Consider the following 19,979-nt stretch of genomic DNA (forward strand, 5'->3'; position numbering starts at 1 on the left):
CCTTGAATGGCCATCAAACGGTCCACCTTGCTGTTGACGCGCTCCAGAGCTTCCTGAACGACCGGGTCGTCCTCGCTCAACTTCGGCATCGCCCCGTGGGACAGGTAGTCCGAAATCGTGGCCGGCAACACGAAGTAGCCGTCAGACAAACCTTGCATCAAAGCGGAAGCGCCCAAGCGGTTCGCGCCGTGATCCGAGAAGTTCGCCTCACCCGCCACGTACAGGCCTTCGATGTTGCTCATCAGGTCGTAATCGACCCACAAGCCACCCATCGTGTAGTGCACCGCGGGGTAGATACGCATCGGCACTTCGTAAGGATTGTCTCCGGTAATGCGCTGGTACATATCGAAAAGGTTGCCGTACTTTTCCGAAACCTTATTTCGACCCATGCGCTCGATGGCTTCGCTGAAGTCCAGGTAGACGCCGCGAGCCACGCCGTTAATCTTTGGTCCGACGCCACGGCCTTCGTCACACATGTTCTTGGCCTGACGAGACGCGATATCGCGCGGCACCAGGTTACCGAAGGAGGGGTAGATACGCTCTAGGTAGTAGTCGCGATCTTCCTCGGGGATTTCACGAGGATCCTTGCTGCAGTCCTCCGCTTTCTTTGGTACCCAGATGCGGCCATCGTTACGCAGCGACTCACTCATGAGCGTCAGCTTGGACTGGAAGTTGCCATGCTGGGGAATGCAGGTCGGGTGGATTTGGGTGTAGCAGGGGTTAGCCATGTAGGCGCCATGTTTGAACGCCTTCCACGCCGCGGAAACGTTGCAGCCCATCGCGTTGGTGGAGAGGAAGAACACGTTGCCGTAGCCACCACTCGCCAAGACCACCGCGTCAGCAATCCAGGTCTCAATTTTACCGGTGGTGAGGTCGCGGGTCACGATACCGCGCGCCTTGCCGTCCTTGATGATGAGGTCCATCATTTCGTGACGCTGGTGCGGAATAACCGTGCCGGCCTTAACCTGGCGGCTCAGAGCCTGGTAGGCACCAATCAGCAGCTGCTGACCGGTCTGGCCACGCGCATAGAACGTACGCGCAACCTGCACGCCACCAAAGGAACGGTTGTCCAGCAAACCGCCGTATTCGCGGGCGAAAGGCACGCCCTGGGCGACGCACTGGTCGATAATGTTGCGGCTGACTTCCGCCAGACGGTAGACGTTATTCTCGCGGCTGCGGTAGTCACCGCCCTTGACCGTGTCATAGAACAAGCGGAAAATCGAGTCGTTGTCGTTGCGGTAGTTCTTTGCCGCGTTGATACCGCCCTGAGCCGCAATCGAGTGCGCCCGGCGGGCTGTGTCTTGATAGAAAAACGCGTCCACGTGGTAGCCAAGCTCGCCCAAAGAAGCGGACGCCGCGCCACCGGCCAGACCGGTGCCGACCACAATAATGTGCAGCTTGCGTCGGTTAGTGGGGTTCACCAGCCCGCCGCGGAACTTGCGGGTAGACCAGCGTTCAGTGATAGGAACATCCATCGGTGCCCGAGTATCGGCGATTTTCTCGCCTTCGGTGTAGTAACCGTCAATCAGTTCAGTCATTGTCTTTCCTTACCTTCCTTACGCCAGCATCGGCATTCCGGCGAGAATAGCCACCGGCGGAGCCAGGAACATAGCGAACACCAGCAGGCCAACCAGACCCGAAATAATCTGAACTGTGTACTGGGTGTTACGACGCAACCAGCCAATGGTTTGCAGAGCAGACCACACGCCGTGAGCGATGTGAAGGCACAGCGCCCCCACCGCGATGGCGTAAATCAGCACCATCCACCAATTCGAGAACGTCGTGAACATCATGGCGTAAGGATTACCCTCCATCACGGAGATAATCCCCGGCCCGGCAGCGTCAACGACATTTCCCGCCGGATCCAAGAACACCTGGTGGGAAGCGTAGGCGGCCGCGTCGCCGACCTTGGCTAGCTTCAAGGTGAAGTGGGAGATGTGAAAAATCAAGAACAGCAACAGGATAATGCCGCCCCATCTGACGGTGCGTCCCGCGTAAGCAGTCGCCAACGACTTCTTAACCATGTAGCGAGAACCGCGCGCTAGTCCGGCGCGATGCCACAGGGCCATAGCGGAAATAATGTGCACCAGGGCGAAAACTACCAGCAAAACCCTGAGAATCCACAACAACCCTTCATAGGGCAGTATGGGCATGAGGAATGTGCGCAAGTGCAGCGCATAATCGTTGTAAACGGTCGCCCCGGAGAACACTTTGAGGTTCCCGTAGGCGTGCAAAATCACGAACCCCACAAAAAACATGCCAGTGATTGCCATGGCTTGTTTGATGATAACGGTGGTCTTGATTGCTTTGTTATCTGTAGTTAGTGTTGTATTGGCCACGAAGTCGAGCCTATAAGATTTTCCGAGGGCGACTGGACTGAATCGGGTCGAGAGTTTCATTTTACTTCCCTCAAAAACGCTTTTACCTGGATGTTTACCTGGGCACTCAGGCCAAAAGTCCCGATTTATCCCGGGGTGTGGGCTCGCGCGCGGCCAACGGGGGCAAAATTTTTACGAAACATTTGAGTTAGAAAAACATTTTCACCATGATGACGCCGTCCTCCACCGGGTTTTGAAACCACTGCGGCAAACGTGCCCACACGTGGAATCCTTGACTCCCATAGAGCTCCTGGGCTGCCGAGTTACCGGAGCGGACCTCTAACACAGCTCCCGCATAACCCCGAGCGTGTCCGCGACTTAGACCGTCTGTCAGCAGCTGCGTGGCGTAGCCTTTTCCCCGCCAAGCCGGTCGGGTCGCGAGTGAGAGAACCCGCAATAGCCTGCCCCCACGCGCTTGGGAAGTAACCGCTTGATGACGCTCAGCAGGAGGAAGGTCGCCAACAGGAACGCTCATTTCCCCCAAACCCCACACGGCCCACGCCACGAAATCCTCGGATTCGCTGAAAATCAACCTGAAGCTGATATCTGGATGTGCCAGCAGGGACGCGATGGTGTCACGGTCCCAAGCGTCGAGCGCGAAGCACTCCTGTTCGGCGCGTTCCAGGTCTGGCGCATCCTCAATCGAACCGTCACGAATCATGGTTCACCAGCGATTTTAGCGCCAGCTATGGCTTTTTTTGGATATCCGGTCGCCGTAGATACTGCGGCTCGGTGCTCAGCAAGGCCAGTTCCCGTTGCGCCTCTGGGTCCCCTTCCGCACTGTTCACAAGGGAGGTCGCCGCCCTTGCCAGGTCCTCAAACCTAACGTCTACGGTCTGGCCGCTGACCTGGGCGACGGCGTTTCCAACCAGGAAAACCCCGGCGTCGGCAAACCCCGCAAAGTCGCGGTCCCACCCTTGGGTAACGTCCTCTAAATGGGAGGCAGGACCAACCCAATCGGTTCCGCATTGCATCAAGCTACCGCCCGTCGGGTCGGGTTTGAACAGCCCGGCATAGACTTCGTGGCGGCGGGCATCCATCAAAGATACTATCCAGTGCGGCGCCCGCCCCCCCGTCTGAGCGGGAGAGCCGGGGCCGGACAGTACCGCCGCGCCAGCCTGCGCCTGGAGGCGCAGCTCATCCACCCCCACCACCGGGATATCCCAGGCAAACCCCAAGGTCCGAGCCGTGACCAGGCCGACTCGCAGCCCGGTGAACGGGGCAGGCCCTCGCGAAACCACAATCTTTTGCGGTCTACCGCCTTCCTGGACCACGGCATCAACCAGGGACGAGAGGGCTTCCACTTGGGCTTTTCCGTCAGGATTCACCTTCACCAGCACGTCGCTGAGGTTCTCGGGATTCACCAGGGCAACCCCCGCCCCGGCACAGGTATCGATAAACAGGTAACTCACAGGGACAATCCTAATGCGCCTCGCCCTTAGAACCGGACACCGTTAAAGTCGGGATGGCGGAAGTCGGCGGAGGCGTCGGCACCATAATCAGCTCGGGGTCAGGCAGGGAAAGCACTTCGGCAGCATCTTCCGTGCGGGATTGCCAACGGAAAGTCAGCCACACCACCAGCAGTGCGATACCGACAATAACGACAGCTAGGACGACCACCCACACCAAGGTGTTATTGCTGGTTGGCAGTGCTTCCGAAGTTGGTGTGGGAGTGGGGCTGACCGTCCCCCACCAAGACTGCACAGCTTCTTGCACCTGGTCCAAATTCACTTCCCCGCCCAGACGAGCCCGCGCCGCGTTAGAAACCGGCAACAACCGTTCCTCATTTAACGTGAACCACCCGCGTATAACCGGGTCATAAACAGGGCGGTTGGGATGGGCGGAATCTGGCGCGGTTGCCAGCAAAGCGTGGGCTAAATCCGGCAGCACATAGCAGGCTCCCGGATCCTCCAACCGGACGGGGAGATGGGAATTTTTCGGTTCCTCAACAGAACCGGTAATGTCCAGCTGGATATTTTCTCGCAAGCTCGACGTTGGTTCGGGCGCACCGGTGGGGACTTTCGGGGCCAACGCAGCTCCGCTGGTAGGCACAGAGAGGGGATAAAGATTCTTTTTATCCTCGGTATAGACCACTACCCCGAGTTCTCTGGCATCGATACTCACCGGAGCCACCCACATCTCAATGGGTGTCACGGCGTTTTCCGGAGCGTAGGTGCCCCGCAGCAGTCGAGCAGACCAAGTCATTACCTGGGTTGGATTCCCCACCTCAATCTGAGCTTCCGGGGGAACTTTCGCGCTGTCGGGGAGGTATTCGCGCAATGATTGCCCCAAAGCCGGGGCCTTGGTAGCAAACCAAACGCGAACATTGTCGGGAAGGTCACTCTGAGCCCCTTTCGGCAGCCGTCCCGCCGTAATCCCTACGTCCTGAGTCACGCCCCTGACCGAACTAGCGAACGAAAGCCCTGGCGCACGACCAGCTACGGCTTGCCCGACATTTGGCGCAGCAAAACTCATCACCACCGCGGTCAGCAGCACGAAAACCCAGCCCAGTACGGGCTTACGGACTCGGCGTATCTGAAACACTCTCAGCATCGGTTTCTCTATCAGCCTAGTTACGAATCCGCCCCGGGTTGGCACGTTTCCGCAGCAACACCGGGTGCGGCACTCGGGCTTTCCTGCGCGCGCAGAGCCTGCCACTTCTGCACCAAACCTGACAGGTCCCAAGCCCCCTCGAGACTGTGAAAGACGACCCGGCAGGTCGTATCTTCGGGCAGGTCCACGATGGTTCCCGTGATGGGGTCTGCGGCGTTTTCAGGCCGACTCAAGGAGAGCTTCAGGCAGTGGGAACTGAGCCCCTCCACCTTGTCGGTACCCCATTCGACCACCACCACCGCGGTCTCTAACGCGGATTCCAGATCCAGTGTTTCCACATCGTCCCCGCCCGTCAGACGATAGGCATCCACGTGAACCAAGTTTGGTCCCGGCACGTCGGGGGATTTCGTGTGATTGCGGGCAATGATGAAGGTTGGGGAGGTGACCCGCTGGTTGACGCGCAAACCGGCGCCGATGCCTTGGGTCAAAGTGGTTTTTCCAGCGCCCAGTTCCCCTTCCAGAATCACCACATCGCCGGCTTGCAGAAATGGGGCTAGGGCTTGGCCCAACAGACGAGTATCGTCAGCGGATTTCGTTTCGACTTCCAACAGCAAATTCCCCTCGCGGCTCATCGCGTACCTCCTTAAAATAATTCAACAGTCCCTGCGTTAGCTCTCGGAGCTCAGCTCTCGGGCTGGTCCTCGACATAAACCCGTGGCACGCTGGGGGAAATGCTGGTAATGACTTCATAGTTGATGGTATCGGTCCATTCCGCCCAGTCGTCGGCGGTTGGCAGCGGGGGGACTCCCGGAATACCCCCGAACAAGCGGTCATTGGCGTCCCCAAAAATAATCGCTAGTTCGCCCGGCTCGACCGGGCAAGGCACAGGGGCGCCGGAATCGTCCACCGCCGGACCCAGGTCAACCACGATTTGATCCATCGGAATCCGTCCCACAATCGGGGCCCGCCGGCCTTTAATCCAGGTTTCACCGCGATTTTTTGCCAGGCGATGCAGGCCGTCGGCGTATCCAATCGGCAGCAGCCCCAACCAGCGCGGTCCCGGCGCGACCCATTCCCCGCCGTAGGAAACCGCGGCGCCTTCTTCCACCCTTTTGACCTGAACCACGTTCGTTTCCAGTCGCATCACCGGACGCACCCCCAGCTGCCACGACGACGCGATTTCGGGATTCGGACTCAACCCATATCCCGAAATCCCCACTCTGACCAGGTCATAGTGACTCTCGGGATACCAAATGATTCCCGCGGTGGCGGCAATGTGGCGCAGTTTCGGGCGCAAACCCGTCTCTTGGGCGACTTCCCAAGCCCAGTCAAAGGCACTTAGTTGCGACTTGGTGAAAGCCTCAGCCGCGGCGGTGTCTTCGTCCGCGCGCGCCAAATGGGACCAGATAGCGCTGACTTCAATGAGCCCGGCACGTTCCCGAGCCCGAGCCAGCTTGCACAGCACCGGAAAATCTTGATTTGTCGCTCCGGCCCGGCACAGTCCGGTATCAACTTTCAGGTGTACCCGGCAGCGCAGCCCGGCCGCGTCACAGGCTCGCGAAACCTGATCCAGCTGATCCAAGGTGGAAACCGAAATGTCGATTTCCGCTTTCACGACCTGCTGCAAATCCGTTTGCGGGGTGTAGAGCCAGGTCAGGATACGGGGGCGGGCGGCGGTGGGCAGTCCCATCGCGTCAATCTGATACAGACGCGAACGCATTAGGGCAGAAGTGGGCGTGTCGACCAGGTGGTCGCGAGGCACACCTTGCTTATCGAGGTATTTGCGCAGCCGGAAAGCCTCGCTCGCTTTGGCAACACCCAACCATTGAGCACCGGCGTCGAGTGCGGCCAGCGCCATGCGCTCGATACCGTGTCCGTAAGCATTAGCTTTCACAATCGCCATTTGTTGACAGTGCGGGGCAAAATGCCTCATTTGGGCAAGATTTTCTCGATATGCACTGAGATTCACCACGGCGCGTACCGGCCATTGGGGAACATCCACGTTGGTCATAATCTTCCTTTACAAAATTGTTTTCGCACTTCTTAGTTTGTCACGTTTAGGGGGACCGGGATAGTTTATAGCCCAGCCAAAGCCCGGGGAATCGCCTTGATAATGGCGGTGGCACGAGGCGTGGGCGCGGCTAAACGGCCCGCTTCGGCGTGCAGCCAGGCCGCGACAGCTGCCAGTTGTCCCAAATCCAAACTTTCTCCGGTTTTCTGGGCCCGAGCATTCGCAGCGGCGAAAACGTACCCCAAAATTCCCGCCAGCACATCCCCGGAGCCCGCCGTTGCCAAGTCTCGCGTACCGTGGGTCAGGGAATAAACCTGTCCCCCCGGATTGGCAATAGTGGTGGTCGGTCCTTTCAAAAGGACGGTGGCGTGCGTGTCCGCGGCAAGCTGTAATGCCCAGTCATAAGGGTTGGCTTCGATGGTTTCTCGGGTGGTTTCCTGACCGAGTTGGGCGGCCAGGGCAGCCGCCTCACCAGCATGGGGGGTCAGCAGGCAGCTTGCGTCCGGTTGGATTTCCGTCCCGATAAGTTCCAGCGCACTGGCATCGAGAATCACCAATTCACCGGGGTCGCGGCGACGCCACGCGTCAAGCATTTGTTCGCGCTGCCGCGGCGAGCCGGCCGCAAAACCAGGACCGATAATGCGGGCTTGGCACCGGCCTTCTCCCAGTACAACTTCCGGGCAGGCCTGCAACACTACCGATTGCACCGCGGGCTCACCGAGGTAGCGCACAAAAGACTCCCCCGCGTTCAAGGCAGCACTGGTCACCAAAACGCCGGCACCGGGATAGCGCGCGGACCCCGCCATTACGCCCAAAACTCCGCGGGAATATTTGTGATCCGCGAACTCCGGCCGGGGCCACAGTTCGCGCACGTCAGCGCGTTCAATCAGACCCACGCCGGGCTGCATCGTCTGCAGGGGCAGTCCGATATCTTGAACCTGCAGGCGTCCTATCGTGAGCGCGCCGGGACCAACCAGCATTCCGGTTTTCACCGCCCCCATCGTCACGGTCAGGTCAGCTGACAGCAGCCCCTGATCCGGGCCTAAATCAGCACCCCGGTACAAATCCAGGCCGGAGGGATGATCGCAGGCCACCACCAGGGGGGAGCACTCCTCCGGCCACTGGCTGAGCAACTCGCTGATGCCCCGGACTAGGGATAGCGCGGGTTCCCGCAGGGGCGGACGGGCTCCGATACCGATAATGGCGTCAATGATGGCAACCGGTTTCCACGCCTTTATCGTGTTCAGAGCCTCCCCGACTGTCTCGGGCAGCACACTGGGCCAAAACTCTACCCCGGCTTGCCGTGCGGCCGCCGCACCGCGCTCGTGAATATGTTTCGAAGTTGGCAGGACCGCGACCGGATAGCCGCGCCGTCGCAGATACGCAGCTCCGTACAGGCCATCGCCGCCGTTGTTGCCGGCTCCGACCAAGACCAGAACGCGCCGGCGTCCCCGGGGAACCGGCGGTGCCACAATGCCCGTATCAGCCCCGGACAAGGCCCGATGCGTGTGGTGAGCCAGCGCGTAGGCAGCTCGCCGCATCAGCGCATCCGGGCCTTGCTCTCGGTCAGCCTGAGCGACCAGAGGTTTTTCCGTTTGTGCAATCAAATCTGGCGCATATCCCCAAATCACGATTTCAGCCTAGACGAAAATCAGTACATAGTCAGAGACTTAGATACGCTTGCGGTTTTCAACCGGCAGGAAAACTAGGTAATCTTAAAGTTAGGAAAGCCCGATGACTATACAGCGGGGTCACTGTGTACATGAAAGGTAGCCATGTCGAAAAAAGACAACCTTCAACTTTGGCTTCTTTCCACCCCAAAACGCCTCGTAGTAGGAATGTTTCTGCTGGCTGGGGCAGGGATTGTCCTGGTGCTGGTGACGCTGTTCATAGTCGCGCCGCAAATCGCTGCCATGCCTAACCGGGACCCCGACGAAACGGGTAGCTCTCAACCCACCGAAAAAATCACTTCCCCGCTTCTGGTGGAAGTCACCGGGTCTAACTTCCGCACCAACTCCACTCTGAAGCTGGCTCCCGCACAGTCCACCCCCTCAGACAACCCCGATTCGCCCTCGTCGCAAGCAGGCACCAATGAGGAGCCGTCAGAAAATCCTGATTCTCGCTCGGCGACGCTCAATCTCGATGGTGTTGAAGACCTCACATATCCCGAATCCTTCAGCAACGTTTCCGAGGCTTCTGTGCGACCCACCCCGAGCCGCGCCCTGAAACAGACCTCGACGCCCACCCGTTCTGCTGCGGCGAACCTTAAGAAAGAAACCATCGAGTCCGGCGACCCCGTCGAGTTCACCGGAATGCAGGCCTTCTTTAAGGATCTAAAAACCGGAAATTTTGGCGCGATGCAACGCAGCTGCTGGCTGATTACCCCGGAAGTGTTCACCGATCGTTACACGACTCCGCCCGCCCAACAGGCTCTGCTGCACGCCTTGTCACAGACCCCGAAAGTTACCGAGGACGGCGTGTCTTGGAAAGACTCCAGCGTGGAGTTGCGAACCAGCTGGAGCGAGTTAGCTGACCGGTATTCCTGCCCGACGGCGATTTATGGCGGAAAGATGGATTCGGTCACTCCAGAGGACGTGTCTTACCTGCTGGCACGGATTATGGCTCGTTCCAGCTATCCATTCAATGGCGCTGACACGGAGGAAAACTATCCGACGCTGTGCGAGAAATGGAGTCCCCCGCCAGGCATCACGAAATACACCCCGGAGGCTTCCCGGAAACTACGCTATGACGAGGAAGGACGCTTGGACGACGACACGTTCAAAACGTTGCAGGATTTGCGTTCCGAGTCCATTCACCTGTACGCGGTGAAAAACACCTACCCCATGTATATCCGAGCGGCGCACTCGCAGTTGGAAGAGCCTTCCGCATACTTCTACCGCGACAAGGACGGCAGTATGTGCCTGGGGTCGGTGGTCAAAAGTCATGAATGAAAATTTTGGCGCTCCCACTACCGAGTTGATGGAAGAATTCCTGACAGATCCTCACGGCACTCAAGAAAAGCTGCGCGATTATCAATACGGTTCGGCTATGCGCGAGATTATGGCTGCCCGCCCGCATCACACTTCCGCGGGCCTCGAGGAAACTGCCTCACCTTTTGTTATGTTCACCAGGGAACAGTGGTCGGCTCTGTCGGATCAGACCCCTCTGCCGCTGAACCAGGCTGACGTGGAGCGTTTGCGCGCTTTGGGCGACCCTATCGACCTGGCTGAGGTTGACGCGATTTATCGACCTTTGACCGCCCTGCTCCAGATTTATGCCGCCGGGACGACCAACATTCGTTCCCGGCGCGCTGATTTCTTGGGTGAATCAGCGGTTCAGCACACTCCTTTTGTGATTGGGGTGGCCGGTTCAGTCGCTGTGGGAAAGTCCTCTCTGGCTCGGCTGTTGCGCGAGTTGATGAGTCGCTGGCCGGGCACTCCCCGGGTCGATTTGGTCACCACGGACGGATTTTTGTACCCCAATGCTGAGCTGGTGGCGCGCGGGATTATGGACCGCAAGGGTTTTCCTGAATCTTATGACCGTCGTGGGTTGCTGCGTTTTCTGGCGGCGGTAAAGTCCGGGGCTCCCGAGGTAGCCGCCCCCGTATATTCGCACGTCACCTACGATATTGTGCCCGGTAAGTCCCAGATGGTTTGCGCCCCGGACGTCCTCATCTTGGAGGGGTTGAACGTGTTAGCCCCGCCTCTGATTGCCGAAGGCGGCAAAAATTCTCTGGCAGTGTCGGATTTCTTTGATTTCTCTATCTATCTGCACGCCCGCCCCGCGGACATCGAGCAGTGGTATCTGTCCCGTTTCCAGCAGTTGCGCGCGACCGCTTTCAAACAACCCGACTCTTTCTTCCGTGAGATTGCCGCCTGGACCGACGAACAGGCAGACTTTCACGCCCGCCAAATTTGGCGAGAAGTCAACCTGAAAAACCTACAGGAAAACGTAGCACCGACCCGTTCCCGGGCAACGTTAATCCTGGAAAAGAATGCCGACCATCGGGTTCACCGCCTGCATTTGCGAAAAATCTAGAACTCAATAGTCTTGGTGCCAGCGTTTTCGTTGTCGGTACCGGTTTTAGGGTCGGTTTCGGGGGCGGTTTCGTCCTTGGGGTCCCAAAATTTCGCCTGCCACCAACTGACGACCCGATCCAGAATCAGGCTCAAAAGCACTCCGCCGGTCATGCCCACCACCACGGATAAAAGCGGATTAATGGGTCCAAGGATACGACCGGACAGGTATCCGATGGTCATACCGTAGGCCACCCAGCACAGCACGGCAGCAAAGTCGGTGCGCAAAAATCTTGGATAACCAAACTTGGTTGCACCCGCACACATGTTCACTGCTACCCGGCCCCCGGGAATAAACCGGGCCGCGAAAATAAACGAAGTACCACGTTTGTGCAACATGCGACGGGCCAAATCATAGGCCGGTTTGCCTTTCCCTTCGTTCAGGAATTTGATGCGTTCCACCGGAATAAGGGTTCCCAGCCAGAATGCAAAAGAATCCCCCAGCATGGCCCCCACCACTGCACACACAAAAATCAGCGGCAGCGGCACAACTTCACCGGGAGCGGAAGCGAAATACCAGGATGTCAGCCCAATCACAATCGATTCAGCGGGCAGCGGCGGAAAGAAAGCGTCCATAAAACACAAGCCCGCCAAGACCAACAAAGCCAGGGGTGAACCGGCAAAACCGTGAATCCACTCGATTATCTTCTCGCCTAAACCTGGGGTGGCGCTACCGACCGAAAACGCGACAACCTCACCAAAGGCGACAGAAGAGACTATTGAAGGGAAAACAACCACCAAAAACGCACCTTATTCAACCGTGACCGACTTAGCCAAGTTACGCGGCTGGTCAACATCATAACCGAGGCTGTCGGCCATGCGCAGCGCCAGCAACTGCAACGGAATCACGTCTACCAGGGGACGCATCAACGTGGGTGTGGGAGGCACCCGCCACACCACGTCCGCAAACTCGTTCACGGAATCATCCCCGTCTTCGGCCACCACCAGAGTCACCGCCCCACGCGCCCGGACTTCTTCGATATTGGATACGACTTTGCGGTGCAACTCGGGTCGGCGCGGGGTGGGAACAATAATGACAACCGGCTGTCCGGACTCCACCAGGGCAATAGGCCCGTGCTTCAGTTCTCCGGCTGCGAAGCCTTCGGCGTGCAGATAGGCGATTTCTTTCAGTTTCAGCGCCCCTTCCAGTGCCACCGGGAAACCGACGTGACGCCCCAGGAAAATCACTGATTTAATGTCGTCAAGGTTCGCGCCTAAGTCAGCGGAGCCCGCGTAACGGTCCAAAACGGTCTGCATCCGCGCCGGCATCTGACCAAGTTTTTCCAGGTAATCCGCGATTTCGTCGGCGTATTTGTTGCCGCGAACCTGAGCTAGGTACAAACCTAACAGGTAACACGCCGCTATCTGGGCGGTAAACGCCTTGGTGGAGGCCACCGCAATCTCCGGCCCGGCGTGGGTCAGCAATACCGCGTCAGCCTCGCGAGAAATTGTGGAGCCGGGCGTATTCACGATGGCCAGGACCCGTGCGCCCTGTTCGCGGGCGTGACGGATAGCCATAATCGTGTCCATGGTTTCCCCGGACTGCGAAATCGCCACCACCAGGGTGCGCCGGCTCACTACCGGGTCCCGATAACGAAACTCGTGGGCCAGTTCCACCTCACACGGAATCCGGCACCAGTGTTCGATAGCGTAGCGAGCCACCTGCCCGGCGTACGAGGCCGTACCGCAGGCCACAATAATCACCGAAGTAATGGAGCGGAACACTTCGGCTTCAATCCGCAGTTCGTCCAAGGTCAGCGCCTCGGCGGCATCCAGCCGTCCCGCGATGGTGTCCCCCACCGCCCGCGGCTGTTCCCGGATTTCCTTTTCCATAAACGTGTCGAAGCCTTCTTTGGTGACGCGGTCGGTCGCGAAATCGACTTCAAAAGCCCGTTTGCGCTGGGCGGGATCCTTGGCGATAACGTCCAGGCCTTGCGTGTGCAGGATTTCGCTACCCTGCTCGTCCATAACCAGCACTCCGGCCGGGGTTACGACCACCACTTCATCCTGACCGATTTCCAGAGCCTGTTTCGTGCGCGCCGCGAAAGCCAACACATCAGAGCCGAGGAAGTTCGTCCCTTGTGACAACCCCAGTACCAACGGAGACGACCGCCGCGCCGCCACAATCACACCCGGCGCGTCCACGTGCTGCACCAGCAGGGTGAACGAACCCTCCAAATCCCTGGTGACCTTTAGCATCGCCCGCGCCAAACGGGTCGCCCCCGCCGCGCAGCTCAAGTTCGGATCCAGGCTGTGCAAGGGGATAGTTCCCGGGGTAATCGACTGTTCACCAGCGTTTTCCCCGGCATGCCCGCCCGGTTCGGCCAGGTAGGCACGTTCCAGCAGGTGAGCGACCACTTCGGTGTCAGTTTCGCTGACGCATTTGATGCCCAGCGCTTCCAGGTGGGCGCGGTAAGGTTCCGCGTTCTCGATAATGCCGTTGTGTATCAGCGCCAATTTGCCGTCATAAGACAGGTGGGGATGGGCATTTTCACGAGTGACGCCCCCGTGGGTGGCCCAACGGGTGTGCCCAATCGCGGTGGTAGCGTTGGGTAAAGGGCGCTTTTCTAAGGTTTTGCGCAGTTCGGAGAGTTTTCCGACTTCCTTTTCGACCGTAATTTCGGGACTCGCACTGGTCGCGTCGACCACCGCAATTCCGGCTGAATCATAGCCGCGGTATTCCAGGCGGGACAGTCCTTCCAGGACAGTTTCCTCAGCGAACTTGGAGCTCTGGGACCCGACGGCACCGACAATTCCACACACATTTCCTCGCTTTCACAGCGCGGTTTTACAGCGCTAATAGTTCCTGTACCCGGCCGGCGAGGGTTTGAGCCTCCGCATCGGCCTGTTCCTGAGTCGCGGCTTCTACCATGACCCGAACCAGGGGTTCAGTACCGGAAGAACGCAGCAGCACTCGACCGGTATCCCCTAGACGCGCTTCGGCCTGCGCGACGTCCTCGGCCAAGCGCGGATCGTCCACGCGGGTCTTGTCCACTCCGGGAACATTAATCAGGGTTTGGGGCAATTTTTGGATGGGCGACACGAGTTCGCTCAGAGGGGCCTGGTGGGAGGCCACAGTCGCCGCCACTTGCAGAGCGGTGAGGATGCCGTCGCCGGTGGTGGCGTAGCGGGCATTGATAACGTGTCCGGACTGTTCTCCGCCCAAAATGTAGCCGTGGGCGCGCATTTCCTCCAGCACGTAGCGGTCCCCTACCGCGGTGGTGGGAGTCTTGATTCCTACCTGCTGCATCGCTAAACGCAGCCCGAGATTACTCATCACGGTCAGTACCAGGGTGTCATCAGTAAGTATTCCCGCCCGGTGCATGTCCAAGGCCAGCATCCCCATGATCTGGTCGCCATCTACCAGGTTTCCGGCACCGTCCACCGCCAGGCAGCGGTCCGCGTCCCCGTCGAACGCCACCCCGAAGTCTGCCCCGGCGGCCACCACCATGGATTTCAGCTGCTTGGGGTGGGTCGAACCACAGTTCAGGTTGATGTTGCGCCCATCGGGGGAAGCGTTAATCACGATGACGTCCGCGCCGGCTTCACGCAGCGCCCGCGGACCAATTTCCGAAGCTGCCCCGTTGGCACAGTCCACCACGATTTTCAGCCCGTGCAAAGACACCGGAACGGTGTCTACCAGGTGATTGACATAGGCATCGTCGGCGGCTTTGCCGTTGGCGACCACATCGCCGACCCCGGAGCCGAGGGGGCGTTCCCAATCCTGGCCCAACATGGCTTGGACCCGGTCCTCCATTTCGTCAGGGAGTTTGTAACCACCGCGGGCAAAAAACTTGATGCCGTTGTCCTGCATAGGGTTGTGCGACGCACTGATGACCACGCCCAACTCGATGTCTTGGGATTCGGTGAGGTAGGCGACGCCCGGAGTCGGGATGACGCCGACACGAGTAACATCCATACCGGCGCTGGACAGTCCCGCCGCCAGGGCGTGATCCAGGAATTGTCCCGAAACGCGCGTATCACGGCCAATAATGGCTCGCGGCTTAGCTGGTTCTTCGGGTATCAGCCGAGGACGCTTAATCCCGGTGCGCGATTCCGTCATAGCCGACTCGCGTTGCTCTTTCAGTAGGTCTTTCACGATGGGCATCTGGCCGGTGGCCATAATTTTTTCTTCAACCACCAGGCGAGCCGCAGCCACCCCCAAGTTCAAAGCCAGTTCCGCGGTGATGTCTTCGTTGGCCAGTCCGCGAACCCCGTCAGTACCGAAAAGTCTTTGCGACATAGTTTCTGCCTTTCTAGTTTCCTAACTTCACCATTATTCCACGGTTCGCAAACGGGAAATAAATCAGAACCTAAAAACTAGCGAAATACCATTCTCTCATGCGGATTTTGCCAGGGCCGCGGGCAAAAAACTGGTGGGGTCCTCCATGAGAACCCCACCAGCATAAGTCTCGATTCGATTTAGCGCTTCGAGTACTGCGGCGCCTTGCGAGCCTTCTTAAGACCAGCCTTCTTGCGTTCCACGGCGCGAGCGTCGCGGGTCAGGAAGCCGGCTTTCTTAAGTGCGGGACGGTTAGCGTCACGATCGATTTCGTTCAGCGCACGGGACACGCCCAAGCGCAGCGCACCGGCCTGGCCGGAAATGCCGCCGCCATCAATGCGAGCCTTGACGTCGAAACGACCCTGCAAGTCCAACAGCACGAAAGGTGCCATCACCAATTGCTGGTGCAACTTGTTGGGGAAGTAATCTTCCAGGCTACGGCCGTTGATAGTCCAATTGCCGCTACCCGGAACCAAACGCACGCGGGCTACGGCTTCTTTACGGCGCCCTAGCCCCATGCCTTTGTCAATACGAGAATTCCCACGACCCGGTTCATCCTGAGCCGCCGGAGTCTCGGTGGTGTATTCGCTGGGGACATCCTCCAGCTCTTCGATTTCTGCAGTGGTCTTCGCCACGATACTCCTTGAGGTTTTGCGAACCGCGTTTATTGCGCGATTTGCGTGAGTTCAAAAACTTCCGGGTTCTGGCCGGCGTGCGGATGTTCCGGTCCGGCGTAAACCTTCAGCTTCGTCATTTGCTGTTTAGAGAGGCGGTTATGAGGCATCATTCCCCTAACTGCCTTCTCGATGATTTTCTCGGGTTGCTTGTCCCGCATTTCCTGGTAAGAGGTCGCCTTCAAGCCACCGGGGAAACCCGAGTGGTGGTAGGCAGTCTTTTCAGTCCATTTGTTGCCGGTCAACACGACCTTTTCCGCGTTGATAACAATGACGTAGTCTCCGTTATCAAAGTTGGGAGCGAAGGTCGGCTTGTGCTTGCCGCGCAGCAAGGTAGCTACCTGGGAAGCCAAACGTCCCAGCACGATGCCATCAGCATCAACTACGTGCCACTTCGCGTCAGCGTCACCAGCCTTGGGTGAATAAGTACGCACTTCTCTAGCCTTCAATTCTTAATCGTCGGTCTCATCACTTTTGTGATGATGAAAGTTTGCGTGTGCCCCGGGATGACAGCGGTATGAGTGGGAATGGTCACCAACTCGAGGGCATACAACCGTTTAATCTTAGCGATTTCGCCCGCCTGGGTCAAAATCACGGTATCTGCACAGAAAAGGACCTGAGCGGCACCTCACTTGTACCTATCTGGCAAGCGCTCAGGACGGGGCTGCATTAGTTGTGTTCAGGCGCCTCGTCCCCAGCAGGGCGAGTCTTGAGCTTGGACAACTCCCCGATGAGTACAGTCACCTGTTTAGAAAGAGCGCTCGCGTCCTGAGAAAGTTCATCAACATCAGACTGAGCCTTGGTGACGTTCGTGCAATAATCCTCCAGGTTCTCCAGGACGACACCTGAGTCATTCGCCGCGCTGGAGATTGCCTGCGCAATATTTTGTGTGACAGCGTTCTGTTCCTCAACCGCGGCCGAAATGGTGGTTTGGTAGTCATTGACTTGTGAAATTACCCCAGCAATTTCGTCGATAGCGGCGACAGTTTGCTGGGTTTTTTCCTGGATGTCATTAATCATCACAGCAATCTGGCTCGTCGCCTTGGCTGTTTCTGCCGCCAAATCCTTGACCTCGCTGGCGACCACCGCAAAATCTTTCCCCGATTCGCCAGCTCGAGCGGCTTCAATAGTGGCGTTCAAGGCCAGCAGGTTCGTTTGCGCAGCAATGCTGGTCACCGTACCGATGACGGTCTCAACCTTTTGGGTAGAGTCCTGCAGTCGCAAGATGGTCTCCTGGGCGTTGCGGGACACCTCGGTGGCCTCGTTAGCGGTACGGGAAGCCTCCGCGGAGCTGGCTGATATCTCTGCGATGGCGGCGTTCATTTCCTCAGATCCGCTGGCAACAGTTTGCAGATTTGCAACGATACCATTGAGAGACTCAGTCGTAGATTTCGCTAATTCCACCGTTTCCGCAGCGTTTGTGGCAGCTGTGGACGCGACCTGAACCACCCGGTTGGTTTGTTCGGCAGTCTTAGCCGCCAAGTTTTGCCCTTCGCTTAACACGTCGGTTAGCTCATCTTGTGAATACGCCAAGGCTCGGAGCATATCAGCGACTTCGTCGTTTGAGTTCGATGTCAGTCGCGGGGTCAAGTCACCATTTCGTAACGCCAGGACCGAAGAATGCAGTTTAGTGACGGAGGCGACAATCCCTCGACGCACCCGGTGCAGGATAAACGCCACCACCAGGAAAGCTATGACGATGTCGATAGCGTGAATAATGACGTTTTTCTCTACTAAGCCGTGGGTTTGTTGCAAAACCGTGTCACTGAGGGAGGACAGCGAGTTCTGCAGGGTATCTAATTCAGACAGGGTCGCTGCAATGACCGATTCGTCCACAGCCAGGCCCTCGCCGCTGTTCTCGGTTTGCGCAACCGCCTGCCGGTATGACTCCAGGCTGGAGTCTGCCTGCGCAAACTGTTTCCGCAGCTGTTCATCTCGCAATCCAGACTTAGAGAGAATGTCTTGAGCGGCGTTCAAGTCGGATACGGCCTGCTCGATAGTCTCTGTAATCGGCTGGGGTTCCAGATTCTGGGTGGGATTATGGCTGGCAAAATCGTTTTGCATGTAATCAGCTTGACTCTGCCTGACCAGATCGGATACGGCACTGACTTGGTCTGAAATCCGGATTAAATCCTGGTAGTTACGTACTTTCCCATAATAGATATCGTCAGTTATGGCGGAACAAATCACGAACGAGGCTATGCCCAGGATTCCCACAATCCCCATCAGCAGTACCTTAATCAGCACATTCAGGCGCAGCTGAGATTTTTTGTTCCCGCCTTGGCGGCTTTGCGGTCTCATCATGCTTCATTCACCCACTTGAACTGGGACAATGTCTCTCGGAGCGCTTCGAATTCCTGGGCGCTGAGCACCATGTCCTCGCTGGCTTCCTGCAGCTCCTTCACCGTCGCTTCAGTTTTGGCCTCAATGGTATAGAGGTTGTCTGTAACTCGTGCAGAATCGTCTGACACTTCCGTCACGGTTTGTGCCATAGATGAAATCGTCGCGGTTTGCTCCTCAATAGCCGCCGCCACGGTGGACTGAAAGTCATTAATGTTTGAGATAATTCCGGTTATCTCAGTAATCGCCTGCATCGCAGCTTGGGTATCTGACTGAATCTTGGTGATACTTTCAGACACTTCAACAGCTGCAGACTTGGTGCCCAAAGCCAAATCTTTCACTTCGGAGGCCACCACCGCGAACCCTCTCCCGGCTTCCCCGGCACGAGAAGCTTCGATGGTGGCGTTTAGGGCCAAAAGGTTGGTTTGCTCCGCCACCATTTTGATGGTTTCAATGACCGAACTGATTGCTTCGGAAGCCTTATCCAGTTCGCCCATGACTTCATTAGCCTGCGCGGTCAACGTGGTGGCCTGCGCGGCCGATTTCGCGGCTGTCGCGGCATTAGTTGAAATCTCGGTGACAGCGCTGCGCATTTGTTCAGTAGACGCGGCCACGTCGCCAATCTGGGTACTGACTTCCCTGGCATTGCCGGCTACCGAGGCTACTGTTTCCCGAGCGGCACTCGCTTTCGCGGCGACTTCCTGGCTCTGTTTCCGCAGCCCTTCGGCGCCTGCCGTTGTTTCCGTAGCGGTGGCGGAAATTCCGCTCAACAGAGTGCCCAGGTTTTTCACCGAGTCGTTCAACAGCACCGACATCGCACCAATCTCGTCACGGGAAACCTGACGTACCTGGTAGGTAAAATCTTTCGCGGACAAGCGGTTCAGGCCCTTGCTGATTTCCTTCGCGGAGCGAGAAATTGACAGGGACACCAATACAGAGACCAGCAGCACCGCCACCAAGCCGAGCAAACTCACCGCTAAACCTACATTGGAGTTCATAGAAGTGATGGTGTTCAGTTCGGCAACGTCAGTCTCATGTTTATGAGTCAAAGAATTTCTCAGGGAATCCAACTGGCTTTGTATCTCTGTGCTGACACTAGCCAGAGCTGCACCGTCAGGGTTGACGGGGAGCTGGGCGGCCAAATCCTGCAGGCGGGAAACATTTTCCCGCTGCTGAGGATCCAGTGGGGCTCCCTGCAATTTTGTGAGCTGCGCGGTGAAATCTTGGGTGGCCTGGAGATACTTTTCTTCATTAGTAACACCACGGGCAGCGCTGAAGCCGGATTGTCTGACTTCCTGGAACTGTTGAGCCATGGCGGAAAAATCGCGGGAGACCGTGGACGTCTGCGCGTAGGTAGAGACTCTGCTCTGAGTCGCCAGGGTTGAACCCCACGTAATCGCCACTACCGCTAGAGTGACCAGAAAACAGATGCCGCCGATTGACAGCAGCTTCTTGGAAATGGATAAGCCCGCCTTAGCCATAACGCCTCCTCAGCCTATTCTACAAGGTGCGATAGAGACATTTGTGGTTTCCGACACTAGCATTTATAGGACGTAAGCCGGCTTTGCCCTGCCCTCCGGCTGACGCACCGGAAATCGAGCTGAACCTGCCGACCATCACTATCCCGGGTGGAGCGGGGCTCTCGCCGCCGTGTCTATCCCAGTT

Annotated in this window: 17 protein-coding genes; 2 read left to right on the top strand and 15 right to left on the bottom strand. The window is 57.9% G+C overall.

Translation table 11 applies throughout. From position 1 onward, the window contains the following. From RDL66_RS06300 to RDL66_RS06335, 8 genes are all read right to left on the bottom strand, one after another. Nucleotides 1-1,538, bottom strand: a 1,538-nt coding sequence (locus tag RDL66_RS06300; protein WP_308535949.1) for a fumarate reductase/succinate dehydrogenase flavoprotein subunit, incomplete at its 3' end; no start/stop codon positions are given. Between the two features lie 18 nt (nucleotides 1,539-1,556). Beyond that, a complete protein-coding gene (locus RDL66_RS06305) occupies nucleotides 1,557-2,339 on the bottom strand; it encodes a succinate dehydrogenase cytochrome b subunit (RefSeq protein WP_308535950.1) in 783 nt (260 codons plus the stop codon). A 187-nt stretch (nucleotides 2,340-2,526) separates the two neighbouring features. Beyond that, nucleotides 2,527-3,039 carry an N-acetyltransferase gene (locus tag RDL66_RS06310; RefSeq protein WP_308535952.1) on the bottom strand — a complete coding sequence of 171 codons (513 nt, stop codon included), beginning with the start codon at nucleotides 3,037-3,039 and terminating at the stop codon, nucleotides 2,527-2,529. A gap of 25 nt (nucleotides 3,040-3,064) precedes the next feature. After that, complete coding sequence (gene tsaB, locus RDL66_RS06315; protein ID WP_308535954.1) at nucleotides 3,065-3,790, bottom strand: tRNA (adenosine(37)-N6)-threonylcarbamoyltransferase complex dimerization subunit type 1 TsaB; 726 nt, start codon at nucleotides 3,788-3,790, stop codon at nucleotides 3,065-3,067. A 10-nt stretch (nucleotides 3,791-3,800) separates the two neighbouring features. Further along, nucleotides 3,801-4,931, bottom strand: coding sequence for a hypothetical protein (locus tag RDL66_RS06320; protein WP_308535955.1), 1,131 nt, complete (start codon nucleotides 4,929-4,931; stop codon nucleotides 3,801-3,803). A 20-nt stretch (nucleotides 4,932-4,951) separates the two neighbouring features. Beyond that, nucleotides 4,952-5,563 carry a tRNA (adenosine(37)-N6)-threonylcarbamoyltransferase complex ATPase subunit type 1 TsaE gene (gene tsaE / locus RDL66_RS06325; protein ID WP_308535957.1) on the bottom strand — a complete coding sequence of 204 codons (612 nt, stop codon included), beginning with the start codon at nucleotides 5,561-5,563 and terminating at the stop codon, nucleotides 4,952-4,954. A 50-nt stretch (nucleotides 5,564-5,613) separates the two neighbouring features. Next, nucleotides 5,614-6,942 (bottom strand): alanine racemase, encoded by a 1,329-nt coding sequence (gene alr, locus RDL66_RS06330; protein WP_308535959.1) that lies wholly within the window; start codon nucleotides 6,940-6,942, stop codon nucleotides 5,614-5,616. Between the two features lie 65 nt (nucleotides 6,943-7,007). Then, nucleotides 7,008-8,573, bottom strand: a complete 1,566-nt coding sequence (locus RDL66_RS06335; protein ID WP_308535961.1) for an NAD(P)H-hydrate epimerase — start codon at nucleotides 8,571-8,573, stop codon at nucleotides 7,008-7,010. A gap of 207 nt (nucleotides 8,574-8,780) precedes the next feature. Here RDL66_RS06335 and RDL66_RS06340 point away from each other — a divergent pair, with 207 nt between their 5' ends. Further along, nucleotides 8,781-9,893: a hypothetical protein gene (locus RDL66_RS06340; RefSeq protein WP_308535962.1), complete on the top strand. Its 1,113-nt coding sequence runs from the start codon at nucleotides 8,781-8,783 to the stop codon at nucleotides 9,891-9,893. Beyond that, nucleotides 9,886-10,980: a type I pantothenate kinase gene (gene coaA / locus RDL66_RS06345; protein WP_308535963.1), complete on the top strand. Its 1,095-nt coding sequence runs from the start codon at nucleotides 9,886-9,888 to the stop codon at nucleotides 10,978-10,980. Before RDL66_RS06340 ends, coaA begins: the two co-directional genes overlap by 8 nt. Here the strand turns inward: coaA and RDL66_RS06350 are convergent. The 7 genes from RDL66_RS06350 to RDL66_RS06380 all read right to left on the bottom strand — a co-directional run bounded on the left by RDL66_RS06350 (nucleotide 10,977) and on the right by RDL66_RS06380 (nucleotide 19,795). After that, nucleotides 10,977-11,756, bottom strand: a complete 780-nt coding sequence (locus RDL66_RS06350; protein ID WP_299295304.1) for a DedA family protein — start codon at nucleotides 11,754-11,756, stop codon at nucleotides 10,977-10,979. The genes coaA and RDL66_RS06350 overlap by 4 nt on opposite strands. Nucleotides 11,757-11,768: 12 nt before the next feature. Then, complete coding sequence (gene glmS, locus RDL66_RS06355) at nucleotides 11,769-13,781, bottom strand: glutamine--fructose-6-phosphate transaminase (isomerizing) (protein WP_308535965.1); 2,013 nt, start codon at nucleotides 13,779-13,781, stop codon at nucleotides 11,769-11,771. Nucleotides 13,782-13,806: 25 nt separating this feature from the next. Then, nucleotides 13,807-15,261, bottom strand: coding sequence for a phosphoglucosamine mutase (glmM, locus tag RDL66_RS06360; protein ID WP_308535967.1), 1,455 nt, complete (start codon nucleotides 15,259-15,261; stop codon nucleotides 13,807-13,809). 179 nt (nucleotides 15,262-15,440) lie between these two features. Beyond that, complete coding sequence (gene rpsI, locus RDL66_RS06365) at nucleotides 15,441-15,935, bottom strand: 30S ribosomal protein S9 (RefSeq protein WP_308535969.1); 495 nt, start codon at nucleotides 15,933-15,935, stop codon at nucleotides 15,441-15,443. Nucleotides 15,936-15,964: 29 nt separating this feature from the next. After that, entirely contained in the window at nucleotides 15,965-16,408 is a 444-nt protein-coding gene (gene rplM / locus RDL66_RS06370; protein WP_297722291.1) for a 50S ribosomal protein L13, read from the bottom strand. Between the two features lie 235 nt (nucleotides 16,409-16,643). Continuing rightward, on the bottom strand, nucleotides 16,644-18,278 hold the full coding sequence (locus RDL66_RS06375) for a methyl-accepting chemotaxis protein (protein ID WP_308535972.1): 1,635 nt from the start codon (nucleotides 18,276-18,278) through the stop codon (nucleotides 16,644-16,646). Next, entirely contained in the window at nucleotides 18,275-19,795 is a 1,521-nt protein-coding gene (locus RDL66_RS06380; RefSeq protein ID WP_308535973.1) for a methyl-accepting chemotaxis protein, read from the bottom strand. Before RDL66_RS06380 ends, RDL66_RS06375 begins: the two co-directional genes overlap by 4 nt. Nucleotides 19,796-19,979: the final 184 nt, after the last annotated feature.

The sequence above is a fragment of the uncultured Mobiluncus sp. genome (assembly GCF_902488535.1).
Lineage (GTDB): Bacteria > Actinomycetota > Actinomycetes > Actinomycetales > Actinomycetaceae > Mobiluncus.